General features: G+C 30.7%; 15 protein-coding genes. 8 read left to right on the top strand and 7 right to left on the bottom strand.

Annotated features, from left to right (window positions below):
• The gene (locus tag VP90_RS07125) at positions 1 to 966 is read right to left on the bottom strand and encodes a dipeptidase (protein ID WP_262590421.1); all 966 of its coding nucleotides are present in this window, start codon (positions 964 to 966) and stop codon (positions 1 to 3) included.
• Between the two features lie 91 nt (positions 967 to 1,057).
• Here VP90_RS07125 and purE point away from each other — a divergent pair, with 91 nt between their 5' ends.
• From purE to VP90_RS07090, 7 genes are all read left to right on the top strand, one after another.
• Positions 1,058 to 1,549 carry a 5-(carboxyamino)imidazole ribonucleotide mutase gene (gene purE / locus VP90_RS07120; RefSeq protein WP_262590420.1) on the top strand — a complete coding sequence of 164 codons (492 nt, stop codon included), beginning with the start codon at positions 1,058 to 1,060 and terminating at the stop codon, positions 1,547 to 1,549.
• Positions 1,550 to 1,551: 2 nt separating this feature from the next.
• Positions 1,552 to 2,598, top strand: coding sequence for a 5-(carboxyamino)imidazole ribonucleotide synthase (locus VP90_RS07115; protein WP_262590419.1), 1,047 nt, complete (start codon positions 1,552 to 1,554; stop codon positions 2,596 to 2,598).
• Between the two features lies 1 nt (position 2,599).
• Positions 2,600 to 3,067: a GNAT family N-acetyltransferase gene (locus tag VP90_RS07110; protein WP_262590418.1), complete on the top strand. Its 468-nt coding sequence runs from the start codon at positions 2,600 to 2,602 to the stop codon at positions 3,065 to 3,067.
• Between the two features lie 123 nt (positions 3,068 to 3,190).
• Positions 3,191 to 3,397 (top strand): cold-shock protein, encoded by a 207-nt coding sequence (locus tag VP90_RS07105; protein WP_075506166.1) that lies wholly within the window; start codon positions 3,191 to 3,193, stop codon positions 3,395 to 3,397.
• 137 nt (positions 3,398 to 3,534) lie between these two features.
• Entirely contained in the window at positions 3,535 to 4,281 is a 747-nt protein-coding gene (locus VP90_RS07100; RefSeq protein WP_262590417.1) for an aspartate/glutamate racemase family protein, read from the top strand.
• Positions 4,282 to 4,284: 3 nt separating this feature from the next.
• Positions 4,285 to 4,725 carry a hypothetical protein gene (locus VP90_RS07095; protein ID WP_262590416.1) on the top strand — a complete coding sequence of 147 codons (441 nt, stop codon included), beginning with the start codon at positions 4,285 to 4,287 and terminating at the stop codon, positions 4,723 to 4,725.
• Positions 4,726 to 4,745: 20 nt separating this feature from the next.
• Complete coding sequence (locus VP90_RS07090) at positions 4,746 to 5,597, top strand: DMT family transporter (RefSeq protein WP_262590415.1); 852 nt, start codon at positions 4,746 to 4,748, stop codon at positions 5,595 to 5,597.
• On the opposite strand, the gene VP90_RS07085 is transcribed toward VP90_RS07090, so the two are convergent.
• The 4 genes from VP90_RS07085 to VP90_RS07070 are packed head-to-tail and all read right to left on the bottom strand — an operon-like array spanning position 5,598 to position 10,704.
• Positions 5,598 to 6,185, bottom strand: a complete 588-nt coding sequence (locus VP90_RS07085; protein ID WP_262590414.1) for a sarcosine oxidase — start codon at positions 6,183 to 6,185, stop codon at positions 5,598 to 5,600.
• Complete coding sequence (locus tag VP90_RS07080; protein ID WP_262590413.1) at positions 6,182 to 9,178, bottom strand: sarcosine oxidase subunit alpha family protein; 2,997 nt, start codon at positions 9,176 to 9,178, stop codon at positions 6,182 to 6,184. The genes VP90_RS07085 and VP90_RS07080 overlap by 4 nt, the downstream gene beginning before the upstream one ends.
• Positions 9,178 to 9,447, bottom strand: coding sequence for a sarcosine oxidase subunit delta (locus tag VP90_RS07075; protein WP_075506172.1), 270 nt, complete (start codon positions 9,445 to 9,447; stop codon positions 9,178 to 9,180). The genes VP90_RS07080 and VP90_RS07075 overlap by 1 nt, the downstream gene beginning before the upstream one ends.
• The gene (locus VP90_RS07070; protein WP_262590412.1) at positions 9,448 to 10,704 is read right to left on the bottom strand and encodes a sarcosine oxidase subunit beta family protein; all 1,257 of its coding nucleotides are present in this window, start codon (positions 10,702 to 10,704) and stop codon (positions 9,448 to 9,450) included.
• 123 nt (positions 10,705 to 10,827) lie between these two features.
• On the opposite strand from VP90_RS07070, the gene VP90_RS07065 reads away from it, so the two are divergent.
• A complete protein-coding gene (locus VP90_RS07065) occupies positions 10,828 to 12,513 on the top strand; it encodes a formate--tetrahydrofolate ligase (RefSeq protein WP_262590411.1) in 1,686 nt (561 codons plus the stop codon).
• On the opposite strand, the gene VP90_RS07060 is transcribed toward VP90_RS07065, so the two are convergent.
• Positions 12,505 to 13,293: a type 1 glutamine amidotransferase gene (locus tag VP90_RS07060; RefSeq protein ID WP_262590410.1), complete on the bottom strand. Its 789-nt coding sequence runs from the start codon at positions 13,291 to 13,293 to the stop codon at positions 12,505 to 12,507. The genes VP90_RS07065 and VP90_RS07060 overlap by 9 nt on opposite strands.
• Positions 13,293 to 14,444: an iron-containing alcohol dehydrogenase gene (locus tag VP90_RS07055; RefSeq protein WP_425321973.1), complete on the bottom strand. Its 1,152-nt coding sequence runs from the start codon at positions 14,442 to 14,444 to the stop codon at positions 13,293 to 13,295. Before VP90_RS07055 ends, VP90_RS07060 begins: the two co-directional genes overlap by 1 nt.
• Between the last annotated feature and the right edge of the window lie 18 nt (positions 14,445 to 14,462).

Here is a 14,462-nt window from a genome sequence, read left to right as displayed (position 1 = left end):
TTAAATTGATTTATAAAAATTGTACCAATTATTTCCTAGTATCCCATGTGTCTCATCATCTGAAAATCCAATCTTTTTGAGACCTTTTTCTATATTTGAAAATCCTCTTGTGTCTTCAAACCAATTAGGTTGTTTTGGAAAACCTGGTTTATTTTTTGATCCTTCTCCGTAATTTTTAGTTTTGGTCCAAGTACCATTTCTCATCCACTCAACTACGCTGTCAGGTTGATCAAGACAAAGATCAGACCCTATACCAATTTTACTTGCTCCCATAATTTCTGCAGTCTTTGCTACCATTTCACAAAAACTATCAAGAGTACAATTGGTATTTTCTTTCAAGTGATGTGGATATAAAGATAAACCTAACATTCCTCCACTATCACTTAGCATCTTAAGCAAATCTGAAGACTTGTTTCTTTTCGCAGCATGCCAAAAAGAAGGGTTTGCATGTGTGATCGCAATTGGTTTTTCACTTATTTCAATTGCATCCATTGTGCTTTTTTCTGCAGAATGAGACATATCAACAACGATTCCTACTCTATTCATTTCTTTTATTGCTTCTCTTCCAAAATTAGTTACTCCGCTATCAATTTTTTCATAGCAACCGGTAGCAAGAGGAGATTGATTGTTGTAAGTTAGTTGCATAAATCTGCATCCAAGTTCATGAACTTTTTCAACCAAACCTATGTCATCCTCAATTGGTGAACAATTTTGAAAACCAAAAAATATTGCAGTTTTGTTTTCAAGCTTTGCTTTTTCAATATCTTTAAAATCTTTTCCTAGAAATATAAGATCAGAATTTGCTTCAAAAATTTTTTCCCACTTATTTAATTCTATTAGTAGCTCATCATAATCTTCATGATAAACTATAGTTACATGAACTGCATCTAAACCTGCAGCTCTGTTTGTTTCAAAAATTTTTCTAGACCAATTGCAATATTGCAAATTATCGATTTTAAAATTCATAACAAAATAAGATTAATCAATCTAAATTGAAATACTATTAATTTTATTGAAATTTTTGATTAATTTTGAAATAAATAAGAGAGCCATTTTCATGAAAAAAAATACTAATAAAAAAGTTTCAATAGTTATGGGTAGTCAATCAGACTACAAAACTATGCAATTAGCAGAAAAAACTCTTAAACAATTAGGTGTCTCGTTTGAAACTAAAATTGTTTCTGCTCATCGTACCCCAAAGAGAATGTACGATTTTGCATTAAAGGCAGAAAAAAATAATATCGGGGTAATTATTGCTGGAGCTGGTGGATCAGCACATTTGCCAGGAATGATTTCTGCATTAACTCAAATTCCAGTTTTGGGTGTACCGATTGAAAGTAAAAAATTAAAAGGTTTAGATAGTTTGCTTTCGATTGCTCAAATGCCAAAAGGGATTCCTGTGGGTACTTTAGCAATTGGAGAAGATGGCGCTATTAATGCTGCATTACTTGCAGCTGAAATAATGGCTATTAATAATTCATCGATCAAAAATAAGTTAAAAAGTTGGAGATCAAACCAAACTAAGTCCGTTAAAAGAGCTCCAAAATAAATATGTCTAATATTACTCTTGGGATTATTGGGGGCGGCCAATTAGGAAGTATGCTTGCAATTGCTGCAAAAAAATTAGGGATAAAGATAATAATTTTTTGTGATGATTTGGAAGCACCAGCTCAGAATTTTTGTGACGAATTTATTGGTGCAAAATATGACGATAAAGAAAAAATAAATGAATTTGTAAACAAAGTTGATATCGTAACTTATGAATTTGAAAACATTCCATATGATACATTAAATGATATCAACAAGTTAAAACCAGTTTTACCAAAACCTTCGGTAAATAGATTAATTCAACATAGGCTAGCAGAAAAAGATTTTGTAAATAAATTAAATATAAGAACAACTAGATATGTCTCAGTTGAAAATCAATCTGATATTGATGTCCTTGAAGATTTTTTACCAGGTATAATTAAAACTACAACATTAGGTTATGACGGTAAAGGGCAACACCCTGTCTCATCATCAGAAGAATTAAAAAATCTTAAATTAGATTTATCAAGAGGATATATTTTAGAAAAATTAGTCAAACTTAAAAAAGAGATATCAATTATTATAACTAGGTTTAGTAATAATAAATATGAAATCTATGAACCTATAGAAAATACCCATGAAGATCAGATCTTAAAACATTCTAAGATACCTGCAGATATAAATGAAAAAATATTTAATCAATCTAAAGATTGGGCAATACTTATTGCTGAAGAACTTAAATATGTTGGCACTCTATGTGTAGAATTTTTTATAGATAGAAATGATAATCTTTATGTAAATGAAATTGCTCCAAGGGTTCATAATTCTGGACATTTAACAATTAATGCTTTTAATGTAAGTCAATTTGAAAATCACATCAGAGCTGTATGTGGACTTGAACAGATACCTTTAAAAAAATTATCAAATGCAAAAATGATAAATTTACTAGGAGATCAAATATCTCACTATAGAAATTCTCCAAAACTTAAAGATAATGAATTCTTTTTTGATTATTTAAAAAAAGAAATTAAAGATAAAAGAAAAATGGGTCATATCACTATTCTGGAATAATATGTTAAAATCAATTGAAGGAAATTTTGATGATCCAGAAGTTCACAAGCTTTTAACAAAGCATTTTGTTGAACTTAGAGCTGCCTCACCAGAGGGAAGCGCTCATGTTTTAGACATTCCAGGTCTTAAAGTTCCATCTATAAAATTCTGGAGTTTATATAATAACGATCAACTAATGGGATGTGGTGCGTTAAAATTTTTAGAAAAAGGACATGGAGAATTCAAATCAATCAGAATTCATGATAATTTTAGAAAAAAAGGACATGGTGTTATTGTTATCAATCACCTTATTAGTGAGGCAAAAAAATTAGATATTAAAAAATTAAGTATTGAGACAGGTGCTGGAGATTTTTTTATTCCAGCTAGAAAACTCTTTAAATCTTGTGGTTTTGAGCCTTGTGAACCATTTGCTCATTATAAAGAAGATCTTAATTCTGTTTATTTGACTAAATTGATTGCTACAGATTGACAATAAGATCGGATAATTTCTCTATTTTGTTGACAAAACCCATTAAAATCTAAAGAAAGCCAAAATTACTTAATTATAAATTTTAAGTAATAATTAATATAACAAAAAGTAAGAAGAAATAATATGAGTCTAACAGGTAAAGTAAAATGGTTCAATCCAACCAAAGGTTTTGGTTTTATTGAAAGAGAAGACAAAGAAAAAGATGTGTTTGTACATGTTTCAGCAGTAAGAGATGCTGGTATGAACGGTTTAGATGAGGGTCAAGCTTTGACTTTCGATGTTGAAGATGGTCCCAAAGGTCCTTCAGCAGTTAACTTAAAAACTGCATAATTTCACACTTCCTATTGGCTGAAAAAATTTTATTTTTTAATAAATAATTTTATTCAGCCAATACCAAATCTTATAAAAAACAACTTTTAGTCAAAAAATTTAATTATATAAGTTGTATATAAGATAATAAGAATTTTATGATCGGAATTTTAGGTGGAATGGGTACTCAGGCTGGTCTTGATTTTTGCAATAAGCTTGCAGTGCTAAATAGAGGTAAAATTGATCAAGAATATCCTTTATTTGTTTTGTATAACAAATCAAATATTCCAGGAAGACCAGAATCTATAGGTACTCAAACGAAAAACTTATCAAATCTAAATACAAATAAATCCAATAAAACAAAATATAATAAAGTTTTAAAAAGTCTTCTTGAAGGTTGTAAGTTATTAGAAAAGAATAAATGCAAATTTATTGTTATCCCATGTAATACAGCTCATTACTGGTTTGATGATCTACAAAAAAAAATCAATATCCCAATTATAAATATGCCAAAAGAAGTTTTTAAATTTACAAAAAAGAATTGTAAAAAAAATTCAAAAGTTGGTTTATTGGCCACTGAAGGTACTTTAAAAACTGGAGTGTATAATAAATTTTTTGATCAGAGCTATCAATTAGTTAACCCATCTGAAAATCTTCAAAAAAATTCAGTAAATAAAGCAATCAAGTTTGTAAAAATGGGTAATGTTAGAGCTGCTGAGAAAGCTATCAAACCAACTATAAAATATTTGCTTAAAATGAAATGTAAAAAAATAATTTTAGGTTGTACTGAGTTGCCAATTGCAATATTCGCTTTTAAATCATTTAAGAATATTAAATCTTCAAAGATATTTTTGGATCCAAATTTAATTCTTGCTCACTCTGCAATGCAGAAACACAAAAGATAAACAGTGACATCCAAAATTGATAAGCCATATGTTTTAAGAGTTGCAGAACTAATATATTCTAAAATTATTGAGATAAAAAAACAAAATCCTGAAGTTAATAACATCCAAGCATTTGAGATTTTCATGACAACAAAAGATTATGATTTTATTAGCTCAGGAGAATTTCATGAAAATTGGATATCTGAATTAAAAGATAACAATTTTGTTGATAAAATTACTGGTAAGAAAATTAATGAAGAAACATTAAGACTTTTAGACATTCAAAAAGATTCTATGGTTAAATTTTTGCTTAAAATACCAAAGCTGTATTATACAAAAACTCATTTCCCTTTGGAATTATCTCAAAGAGCCTTTAATCATCTTTGGAGAGTTTGTGAAAGTTATGAAATGTGGTGTAAAGAAACTAAGCAAAAAAATTTGATTAAATTAAATTTAATTGATTAAATTTAAATTTATTAATTACAGTGATTAAAGTATTCCCATTTATATTTATTTTACTTTGGTCATCAGCATTCATAACTACAAAACCAATCATTGATTACAGCGATCCTTTTGCTGCATTGGCCTTTAGATTTGCACTAGTAGCATTTGGTTTTCTAATTTTTTCTATCTATTCAAGGCAGAAAATAATTGTAAATAAAAAAAATTTTTTACAATCTTTTTTCAGTGGAGTTCTTTTTCATGGATTTTATTTGGGAGGTGTTTTTTATTCAATTTCTATTGGAATGCCAACTGGTCTTGCTGCTTTAATTGTAACTCTTCAGCCAATACTAACTAATGCATTAAGTGGACCAATACTTAAAGAGAAGGTTTCTATTAAACAATGGATAGGTGTTTTACTGGGATTTATTGGAGCATCATTAGTTCTTGGTTTTGAAATTGGATCAAAAATTCCAACTGCTGGATTAATTGCAACTATTATAGCTTTGATAGCAATAACAAGTTCAACTCTTTGGCAAAAAACAATAAGCAACAACCTACCCTTATCAGTAAGTAATATGAATCAAGCACTTGGAGGTTTTTCATTTCATTTATTAATTATAATTTTTTTTGCTGATCCTTACATTGAATTTTCAAAAACATTTATAATTGCAATGAGTCATCAAATTTTTTTAGTGTCCTTTGGAGCATTCACAATACTCATGTTCTTAATTAAAAAAAATTCTGCAAGCAAAACAGTTTCAATATTTTTTTTAATTCCTCCTACATCTGCATTCATGGCATGGTTATTTTTAAATGAGAAATTATCTAATTTAGATCTTTTAGGATTTTTTATAGCTACTATTGGTGTTTATATTGCTACTAGAGAAAAATAATTACTTTGCAATATATCCAAATTCTAAAGATGCATCTGTTATTGAGTGATAAAGAGATTCACCAAAACTTCTTAATCCAAATATTCTAAATTTATCTGGATCATCATCAAGCATATCAATAGTGACTGACATTCCGTTATAAGTAGAATTTAAACATTGATTTTTTTCTAGCTCACCAAAATTAAATGGGCATCCTTTTTTTAAAACTTCCTTGGCTTCCTTACCTTCAATTTCAATTATTGCTTTTGAGTGAGATATGTCTGTTATTGCAAATTCATTATCATTAAATTTTTGCTCTATTTCATTTAAAATATCCCTTTTCTTAGAAACTAAAATCCAATTTCTTGGACCATTCCAAAGTATTCTTGTGTTATCATTTGAGCTAACTAAAGATGAATTGTCTCTTAAATTTAGACCATCTACCTGCATATTGTCTAATGATGAGTTTGAACTTTTATACTGAACTATCTGTACAATTAATAAATTAGTAGTTTCAGATATTGAAAGTAAATTTTTATCATCTTTACCTTCTAAATCTCCAAATTGACCTTTTGCATGCACATTATTTAAAGCTGAAATTAAACTCATGATCTAACTCTCTCTCCTTTTGGATCAACATAATGTGATGAAACTATTTCTACTGGAATAACTTTGTTTTTTAATGGAGACATTACAAATAATTTTTCTCCAATCATATTTTTTCCATCTTTTAATATTGCTAGTGAAAATGGATTATCATGCTCAACACTCCAACAAGAGGCTGAGATATGACCTAATTTTTTATTCGGTAAAGGAGCGTTAGCGTCTTTAACTAAGTGTGAACCTTCTGGAATACTAGTTTTTTTATCCAATGGAACAACGCCTACAATTCGCTGTCTATCCTCAGCTACAAAAGCTGATCTCTGTAGTGATCTTTTTCCAATAAAATCTTTCTTTTTACTCAATAGCCCTTCTAAAGCATTGTCGTAAGGAATTGTTCTTCCATCTAATTCAGAACCCGCAACATGTCCCATTTCAATTCTAAGTGTAGACAATGCTTCAGTTCCATATGGTTGAATTTGAAACTCTTCTCCAATTTCAATTATTTTTTCCCACATAAATCTTCCGTTATCAGACTCAACATTAACTTCGTAAGCTAATTCACCTGAGAATGAAATTCTGAAAATTCTTGCTTTAACACCAAATAAATCGCCTTCTACATATCCCATAAATGGAAGACCTTCATTGGATACATCTGTTTTAGGAAACAATTTCTGTAATAAATCTCTTGATTTAGGGCCAGCTATAGCAGCTCCTGCCCATTGCTCAGTTGTTGAAACTACATTTACATTAAGTTCAGGCCAAACAAGTTGCAAATAATACTCTAAATGCGAAAGCACATTAGCTGCTTGAGCCGTAGTTGTTGTCATGTGATAGTGGTTTTCTGAAATTCTAGTAGTTGTACCATCATCCATCACTATCCCCTCTTCTCTTAACATCACTCCATATCTTGCTTTTCCAATAGGTAACTTCAACCATGCATTTGTGTATACTCTGTTTAAAAATTCAGCAGCATCAGGACCCTTAACGTCAATCTTGCCAAGAGTTGTTACATCACAAACACCAACGTTTGTTCTTACATTTTTTGCTTCTCTTTTTGATGCTTCAAACAAAGTTTCGTTTCCTCTTTTATAATATCTTGGTCTTAACCAAACTCCTGCATCAACAAAAACAGCGTTATGCTCTTCATGCCAATTGTGAATTGGAGATTTTCTAGTTGGTTTTGAATGCTTTCCTACTTCTCTACCAACAATAGCACCTATAGAAATAGGTGTATAAGGAGGTCTAAAAGTAGTGTGGCCAACGGAAGGAACAACTTTATTTTCAATCTCAGAAACTAATTGCAATCCATTTAAATTACTTGTTTTTCCTTGGTCTGTTGCCATACCTAAAGTGGTATATCTTTTTACATGTTCAATTGATCTATAACCTTCTCTTAATGCAATCTCTACATCAGAAACAGCAACATCATTTTGGAAATCTAAAAATCTTTTATAACTTTTACCTTTTGGTAATGGAACACACCAAAACTTATCGTGTTTAGAATATTTTTTTTCAACTACATTTGGAATAGATATTTCATTATCTTTCTCAGTAATTTTTTTTGATAATTCTTTTCCTTTTTCAAAGGATGTTTTTAAAGTTTCTTCTAGTGTAAATACACCATTAGCAGCTCCCAAAGTTGTTTCATTTTGTTTTGAAACTCCTGGAACAAACGCGTCTATCTCTTCATTAAATTTAGTTTTATTTCCTGATTGTGATGCCAAATGAATTGTAGGTGTCCAAAATCCAGAAACACATATACAATCACAAACTATATTTTCTATTTTGCCAAGTGTTTTCTTATCTTCAGAAATAGTTGCTACATCAGCTGATTTTACTTTTTTATAACCTTGTGCTGCAACTACTACATATGAATTTTTAATATTAATTCCTAAATTTTTTGCTTCATCTATAATTTCTGATTGTGGATTTAATCTTGAATCTAAAACTATAGGCTCAACTCCATGTTTTTTAAATTCAATTGCAGTTTCATAGCCACTATCATTGTTTGTAAATACTAAAGGTTTTTTTCCAACCAAGACACCATAAACTTTTAAATATTCTTTAGCTGCAGATGAAAGCATCACTCCAGGAGTATCATTATTTCCAAAAACAATTGGTCTTTCAATTGAACCAGATGAAATTAGAACTTCTTTTGCTCTAATGTACCAAAGTCTTTTGTTTGGATGATATTTTTTAGTTTTAGGTAAATGATCACTAACTTTTTCAGACATTACCAACATATTGTGATCATAGTATCCAAAAACTTGAGATCTATTTTTTACGGTTACATTTGGCATCTCTTTCAATTCTGAGATGATACCGTCTGCCCAATCTTTTCCAGATTGGTTACCGATATTCACATCACTCGTTAATAGTGAGCCACCATATCTTGGTTTATCTTCAGCTAAAATAACTTTGGCTCCATTTTTGGCAGCAGAATAAGCACTCGCTAAACCTGATGGTCCAGATCCAGCAATTAAAAGATCACAATACTCATATTTATGCTCATATCTCTCTTTATCATGTTTTGTTGATGCTACTCCTAATCCAGCTGCTTTTCTTATAAATGGCTCATAAATTTTATACCAAAAGCTTTTTGGCCACATAAAAGTTTTGTAATAAAATCCTGCAGGTAAAAATATTTTTAAAAAATTATTTATTGCTCCAATATCAAAGTTAACACTTGGCCAACAATTAACACTGTTTGCCTCTAATCCTTCAAATAATTCTTGTTCAGTTGCTTTAATATTTGGCTCCGTTTCACCATTTCTATAAAGTTGAACAACTGCATAAGGTTCATCAACTCCTGCACCAAAAAACCCTCTGGGTCTGTGATATTTAAAACTTCTACCAACTAAATGAACACCATTTGCGAGTAAAGCTGAAGCTAATGTATCACCCTCATAACCAAAATAAGATGTGCCGTTGAACTTAAAAGAAATTTTTTTATTTCTATTTATTAAGCCACCTGTTTCTATTCGATAACTCTGAGTCATTAAGCAATTTCTTCGTTAGCTTTGTAAGTTTTAAAAATTTCGTGTGTTGCAGTATCTCTTTCAACTTTAATCCACTGTCTGCAACCAGATAAATGCTGCCAAAGTTCTAAATGTTTTCCTCTGGGACTAACTCTATTGTATACGAAATTATCCCATTCTTGATCTGTAACTTCTTTATTTAGTTCTGGTCTTTTAACAGTAGCATCTCCACCATAAGAAAATTCATTTTGAGATCTCATTCCACAATGTGGGCATTTAATATGTAACATTTATGAAATCCAAGTTTTTGTACCAAGACCTTTTTCATCGATAAGATGACCAGTACTAAATCTATTCAAACTGTATCCTGCATTTAATTCATGAACTCTATCTTGAGCAATAGTATGTGCAAATGTCCATCCTGATGCTGGAGTTGCTTTAAAGCCTCCGTAACACCATCCACAATTTAAATACAAACCTTCAATGTGAGTTTTGTCTATTATTGGTGAACCATCCATTGACATGTCCATGATCCCGCCCCAAGTTCTAAGCATTTTTAATTTACTTAAAAATGGCATCATCGCAATTCCTTCAGTTAAAACGTGTTGTAATGTTGGAAGATTACCTCTTTGAGCGTAACTATTGTAACCATCGAGGTCTCCACCCATTACCATTTCACCTTTGTCTGATTGACTAATATAAAAGTGACCTGCACCAAAAGTTACAACTTTATCTAAAACTGGTTTCACTGGTTCAGAAACACAAGCTTGTAAAAGATGAGTTTCAATTGGCAAAGTCATATTTAATTTTTCTGCCAAAATATTTGTGCTACCAGCAACGCATAGACCTACTTTTTTTGCTTTAATATTTCCTCTAGATGTTCTGATCCCTTTTATTTTTCCTGCAGAAACATCAAAACCTGTGACTTCACAATTTTGAATTATATCTACTCCCATCGAGTCTGCTTGACGAGCGTACCCCCAAGCAACTGCATCATGACGAGCAGTTCCAGCACTTGGTTGCATCAATCCACCAAAGATAGGAAATCTTACGTTGTCTGAAAAGTCAGCCATTGGAATTAATTCTTTTACTTCTTCTCTGTTTAAAAGAACTGCATCAATTCCGTTTAATCTCATCGAATTTCCTCTTCTTGCATATGCATTCATTTGTGCATCTGAGTGTGCAAGATTAATTATTCCTCTTGGAGAAAACATCACGTTGTAATTTAAGTCCTGACTCATTTTTCTCCATAGATCCATTCCAAACTCACTGAAAAGACCATTTTCATCATGCATGTAATTTGATCTGATAATTGTAGTGTTACGTCCAACGTTTCCACCACCAATCCATCCTTTTTCAATGATGGCTACTTTTGTGATTTGATGTTCTTTAGCTAGATAATATGCTGTAGCTAGACCATGACCACCACCTCCGATGATAACAATATCGTACTCTTCTTTGGGATTTGGGTCTTTCCAAGCTAAATCCCAATTTTGATGACCTGTTAATGCATTTTTAACCAAGCTAAAAATAGAATACTTTTGCATATTAGAATTTTATATTAATGAATTTAAATAGTTCTTATTTTTTTTATATATATATTTTAGAAGTTTCGAAAAATCTCAAATAAGATAATTATTAGTTAAAAAATTTATAATAAAGGATAACGAATGAGCGAAGTAAAATCAGATATACAGATAGCTAGAGAAGCTAAAATGCAACCAATAAATGATATTTTAGCAAAGATAAATGTACCTGATGAAAGCTCTGCGTTTAGTCCTATGGGCAGACATATCGCAAAAATAAATTTAGAATATTTAGAGCAACTAAAAGACAAGCCAGATGGAAAACTAATTTTAGTAACTGCTATTACTCCTACTCCAGCAGGTGAAGGGAAAACTACAACTTCAGTTGGATTAAATGATGGTTTAAATAAAATTGGAAAAAAATCTATCGTATGTCTTAGAGAACCAAGCTTAGGTCCTTCTTTTGGTATGAAAGGTGGAGCAGCTGGTGGAGGTTATGCTCAAGTCGTTCCAATGGAACAAATCAATTTACATTTCACAGGTGACTTTCATGCAATTACATCAGCTCATAATTTATTATCAGCGTTAATCGATAATCATATTTATTGGGGAAATAAACTGGATATCGATGTTAGAAGAATTGTTTGGAAAAGAGTTATGGATATGAATGATAGATCATTAAGATCTATAAATATAAATTTAGGTGGTGTAGCAAATGGTTTTCCAAGAGAAGATGGTTTTGATATCACAGTTGCATCAGAGATAATGGCAATCTTTTGCTTATCAAATGATTTGGAAGATTTAGAAAAAAGAATTGGAAATATAACTATTGGGTACACTAGAGATAAAAAACCAGTTTATGCAAAAGACTTAAATGCTCAAGGTCCTATGACAGTTCTTTTAAAAGAAGCTATCAGACCTAATGTTACACAAACTTTAGAGAACAATCCTGCAATTATTCATGGCGGTCCATTTGCAAACATAGCTCATGGTTGTAACTCAGTTATTGCAACAAAGACTGGTTTAAAATTAGCAGACTATGTTGTAACTGAAGCGGGATTTGGTGCTGACCTTGGTGCAGAAAAATTCTTAGATATTAAATGTAGAAAATCAAATTTAAAACCAAGCTGTGTTGTAATTGTTGCAACTATAAGAGCTTTAAAAATGCACGGTGGTGTTGCTAAAGATGATTTAAAAAATGAAAATGTTGAAGCTTTAAAAAAAGGGTTAGTAAATTTAGAAAGACATATTCAAAATGTTAAAAAGTTTGGTTTACCTGTAGCTGTAGCAGTTAATCATTTTATAAAAGATACTGATAATGAAGTGAAAGCACTTATAGATTTTTGTGATAATTTAGGTGTTAAAGCTAGTCTATGTACTCATTGGGCAAATGGTGGTGAAGGTACAAAAGAATTAGCAGCTCATGTTTCAGAATTATGTGAAAAAGATGAAGCTAAATTTCAATTTTTATATGAAAGCAAAACACCTTTGTTTAAAAAAATAGAGACTATTGCAAAAGAAATTTATAGAGCAGATGAAGTAATCGCTGATACAAAAATTAGAGATCAACTTAAAAACTTTGAAGATGCTGGATATGGTGATTTGCCAATTTGTGTTGCTAAAACTCAATACAGTTTTTCAACAGATCCAAATCTTAAAGGAGCACCGACAGGTCATGCATTACCAGTGAGAGAAGTAAGACTATCATCAGGAGCAGAGTTCATTGTGGTTATTTGCGGTGCAATCATGACTATGCCCGGATTACCAAGGGTTCCTGCAGCAGATTCTATTAAACTAAATGAAAAAGGTGAGATTGAAGGATTATTCTAAATTAAGATAATCTAACCAATTCTCTAATTCTCTCATTCTGGAAATTTTATCTAATTTTTTGTTTTCTATTTCTATATTTTTAATGTGATCATCAATATGATTTTGGTCTTTAAAAGCACCACGTTCTATAAGTCTATCTTTTCTAAAAATAATTAAGTTAATCATCTTGTTGTAAGTAATTTCTGGATGATACTGAAGGCCCCACACATCACAATTTCCAATTTTAAAATTTAAACCTTGAACGTTATTAATTGGGTTCGAAGCGAGCAGTGTTGAATTTTCTGGAAGAGTTACAACTTCATCAAAATTAAATGCTGGAGTATTAAACTTTTTATTTTTGTTTTTATATAATGGATGATTTAAACCATTTTCATTAATCTCAATATCTCTCGCAATCCCTCGGTGTGACCCCTTCTCAGCTTTTTTTACCTCACCACCAGCGGCAGTTACTGCAACTTGCATTCCCCAACAAATCGCTAGAACTTTTTTAATTTTTTTCTGACACTCTTTCATAAATTCTATTTGTCTTAAAATTTCAGGTGTCTTGTTATAAATATTTAAACTACTTCCACCCCAAATAAGACCATCATAACTTTCTAATGGATCAATATTCTCGCTTATATTTTCATCTGAAGATGGATTAACTACATCTATATTTAGTTGATCAGTAAAATGAGAAAGACTATGTTTTAAGCTTTCAGTATGAGTTTGAATACCTGCTTCTGTAAAACTTTGATTTTCCTCTTGTAAATTACCTTCTACTACCAAAATTTTCTTCATTAAAATAATTCTCCTGAAATACTTTTTTTATACATCTCTTTTAAATCATCTTGTGTTATTTTTTTTGGATTGCCTCCTGTAGATGGATCTTCAAATGCCATTAAAGAAAGTTTTTCTAAATCAATTTCATTACAATCCATAACATCTGAAAGTTTATGAGGAATATTTAATTCTTTACGCAAATTTAATATCCATTCTAAAAAGTTTTCAAATGTACTATTTAGATTAAGATAATTACAAATAGACTTAATTCTGTTTTCAATAACTGATTTATTAAAAGTTAGAACATAAGGCATAAATATAGCGTTACTTAAACCATGATGTACATCAAACTGTGCATTTATTGGATGACTTAAAGAATGTATTGCACCAAGACCTTTTTGAAAAGCAGTAGAACCCATGCTAGATGCCGCTAACATTTCAGATCTAGCTTCTATGTTCTTACCATTTTTATAAACTTCTATTAAAGAATTTTTAATTAATCTCATACCCTCAAGTGCAATTCCATCTGCCATTGGATGAAATCCAGGTGCACAAAAAGCCTCGAGATTATGAGCAAGTGCATCCATTCCTGTTGCAGCTGTTATTCTTGGAGGAAGATCTTTGGTTAAATTTGGATCTAAAATTACAATAGAAGGTAAAATTTTTGGATGAAAAATTATTTTTTTTATTCCTGTTTCTTCATTAATGATGGCTGAAGCTCTTCCTGTTTCTGAGCCTGTTCCTGCGGTAGTTGGAACCGCTATAATTGGAGAAATTTTATTTCCATCAGCTCTTGTCCAATAATCACCTATATCTTCAAAATCCCATATAGGTCTTTTTTGACCGCACATAAAAGCTATTCCCTTTCCAACATCTAATGCACTACCTCCACCAAAGGCAATTACTCCATCACATTTTTTTTCTATATATAAAGAGACCCCATCTATTACGTTTTTTCCAGTTGGGTTTCCTGAAAATTGTGAAAATACTTGTAAATGATCAAAGTCATTTTTTAATTTTTCAATTACTTTTGAAGTCATTGAAAGATTTAAAAGATCCTTGTCAGTTACAAAAAGTGGACATTTAATTTTTAAGTTCAAACAGGCGTTTGCAAGATCTTCTATTTTACCTGCTCCACACCAAATAGTAGTAGGATAATTCCAATTCATAATATTTATTTAAAAAGA

Source organism: Candidatus Pelagibacter ubique HIMB140 (assembly GCF_025558165.1).
GTDB classification, from domain to species: Bacteria; Pseudomonadota; Alphaproteobacteria; order Pelagibacterales; family Pelagibacteraceae; genus Pelagibacter; species Pelagibacter ubique_T.
The sequence above is the reverse complement of the archived record's forward strand: the minus strand, read 5'-3'. Positions and strand labels throughout refer to the sequence as shown.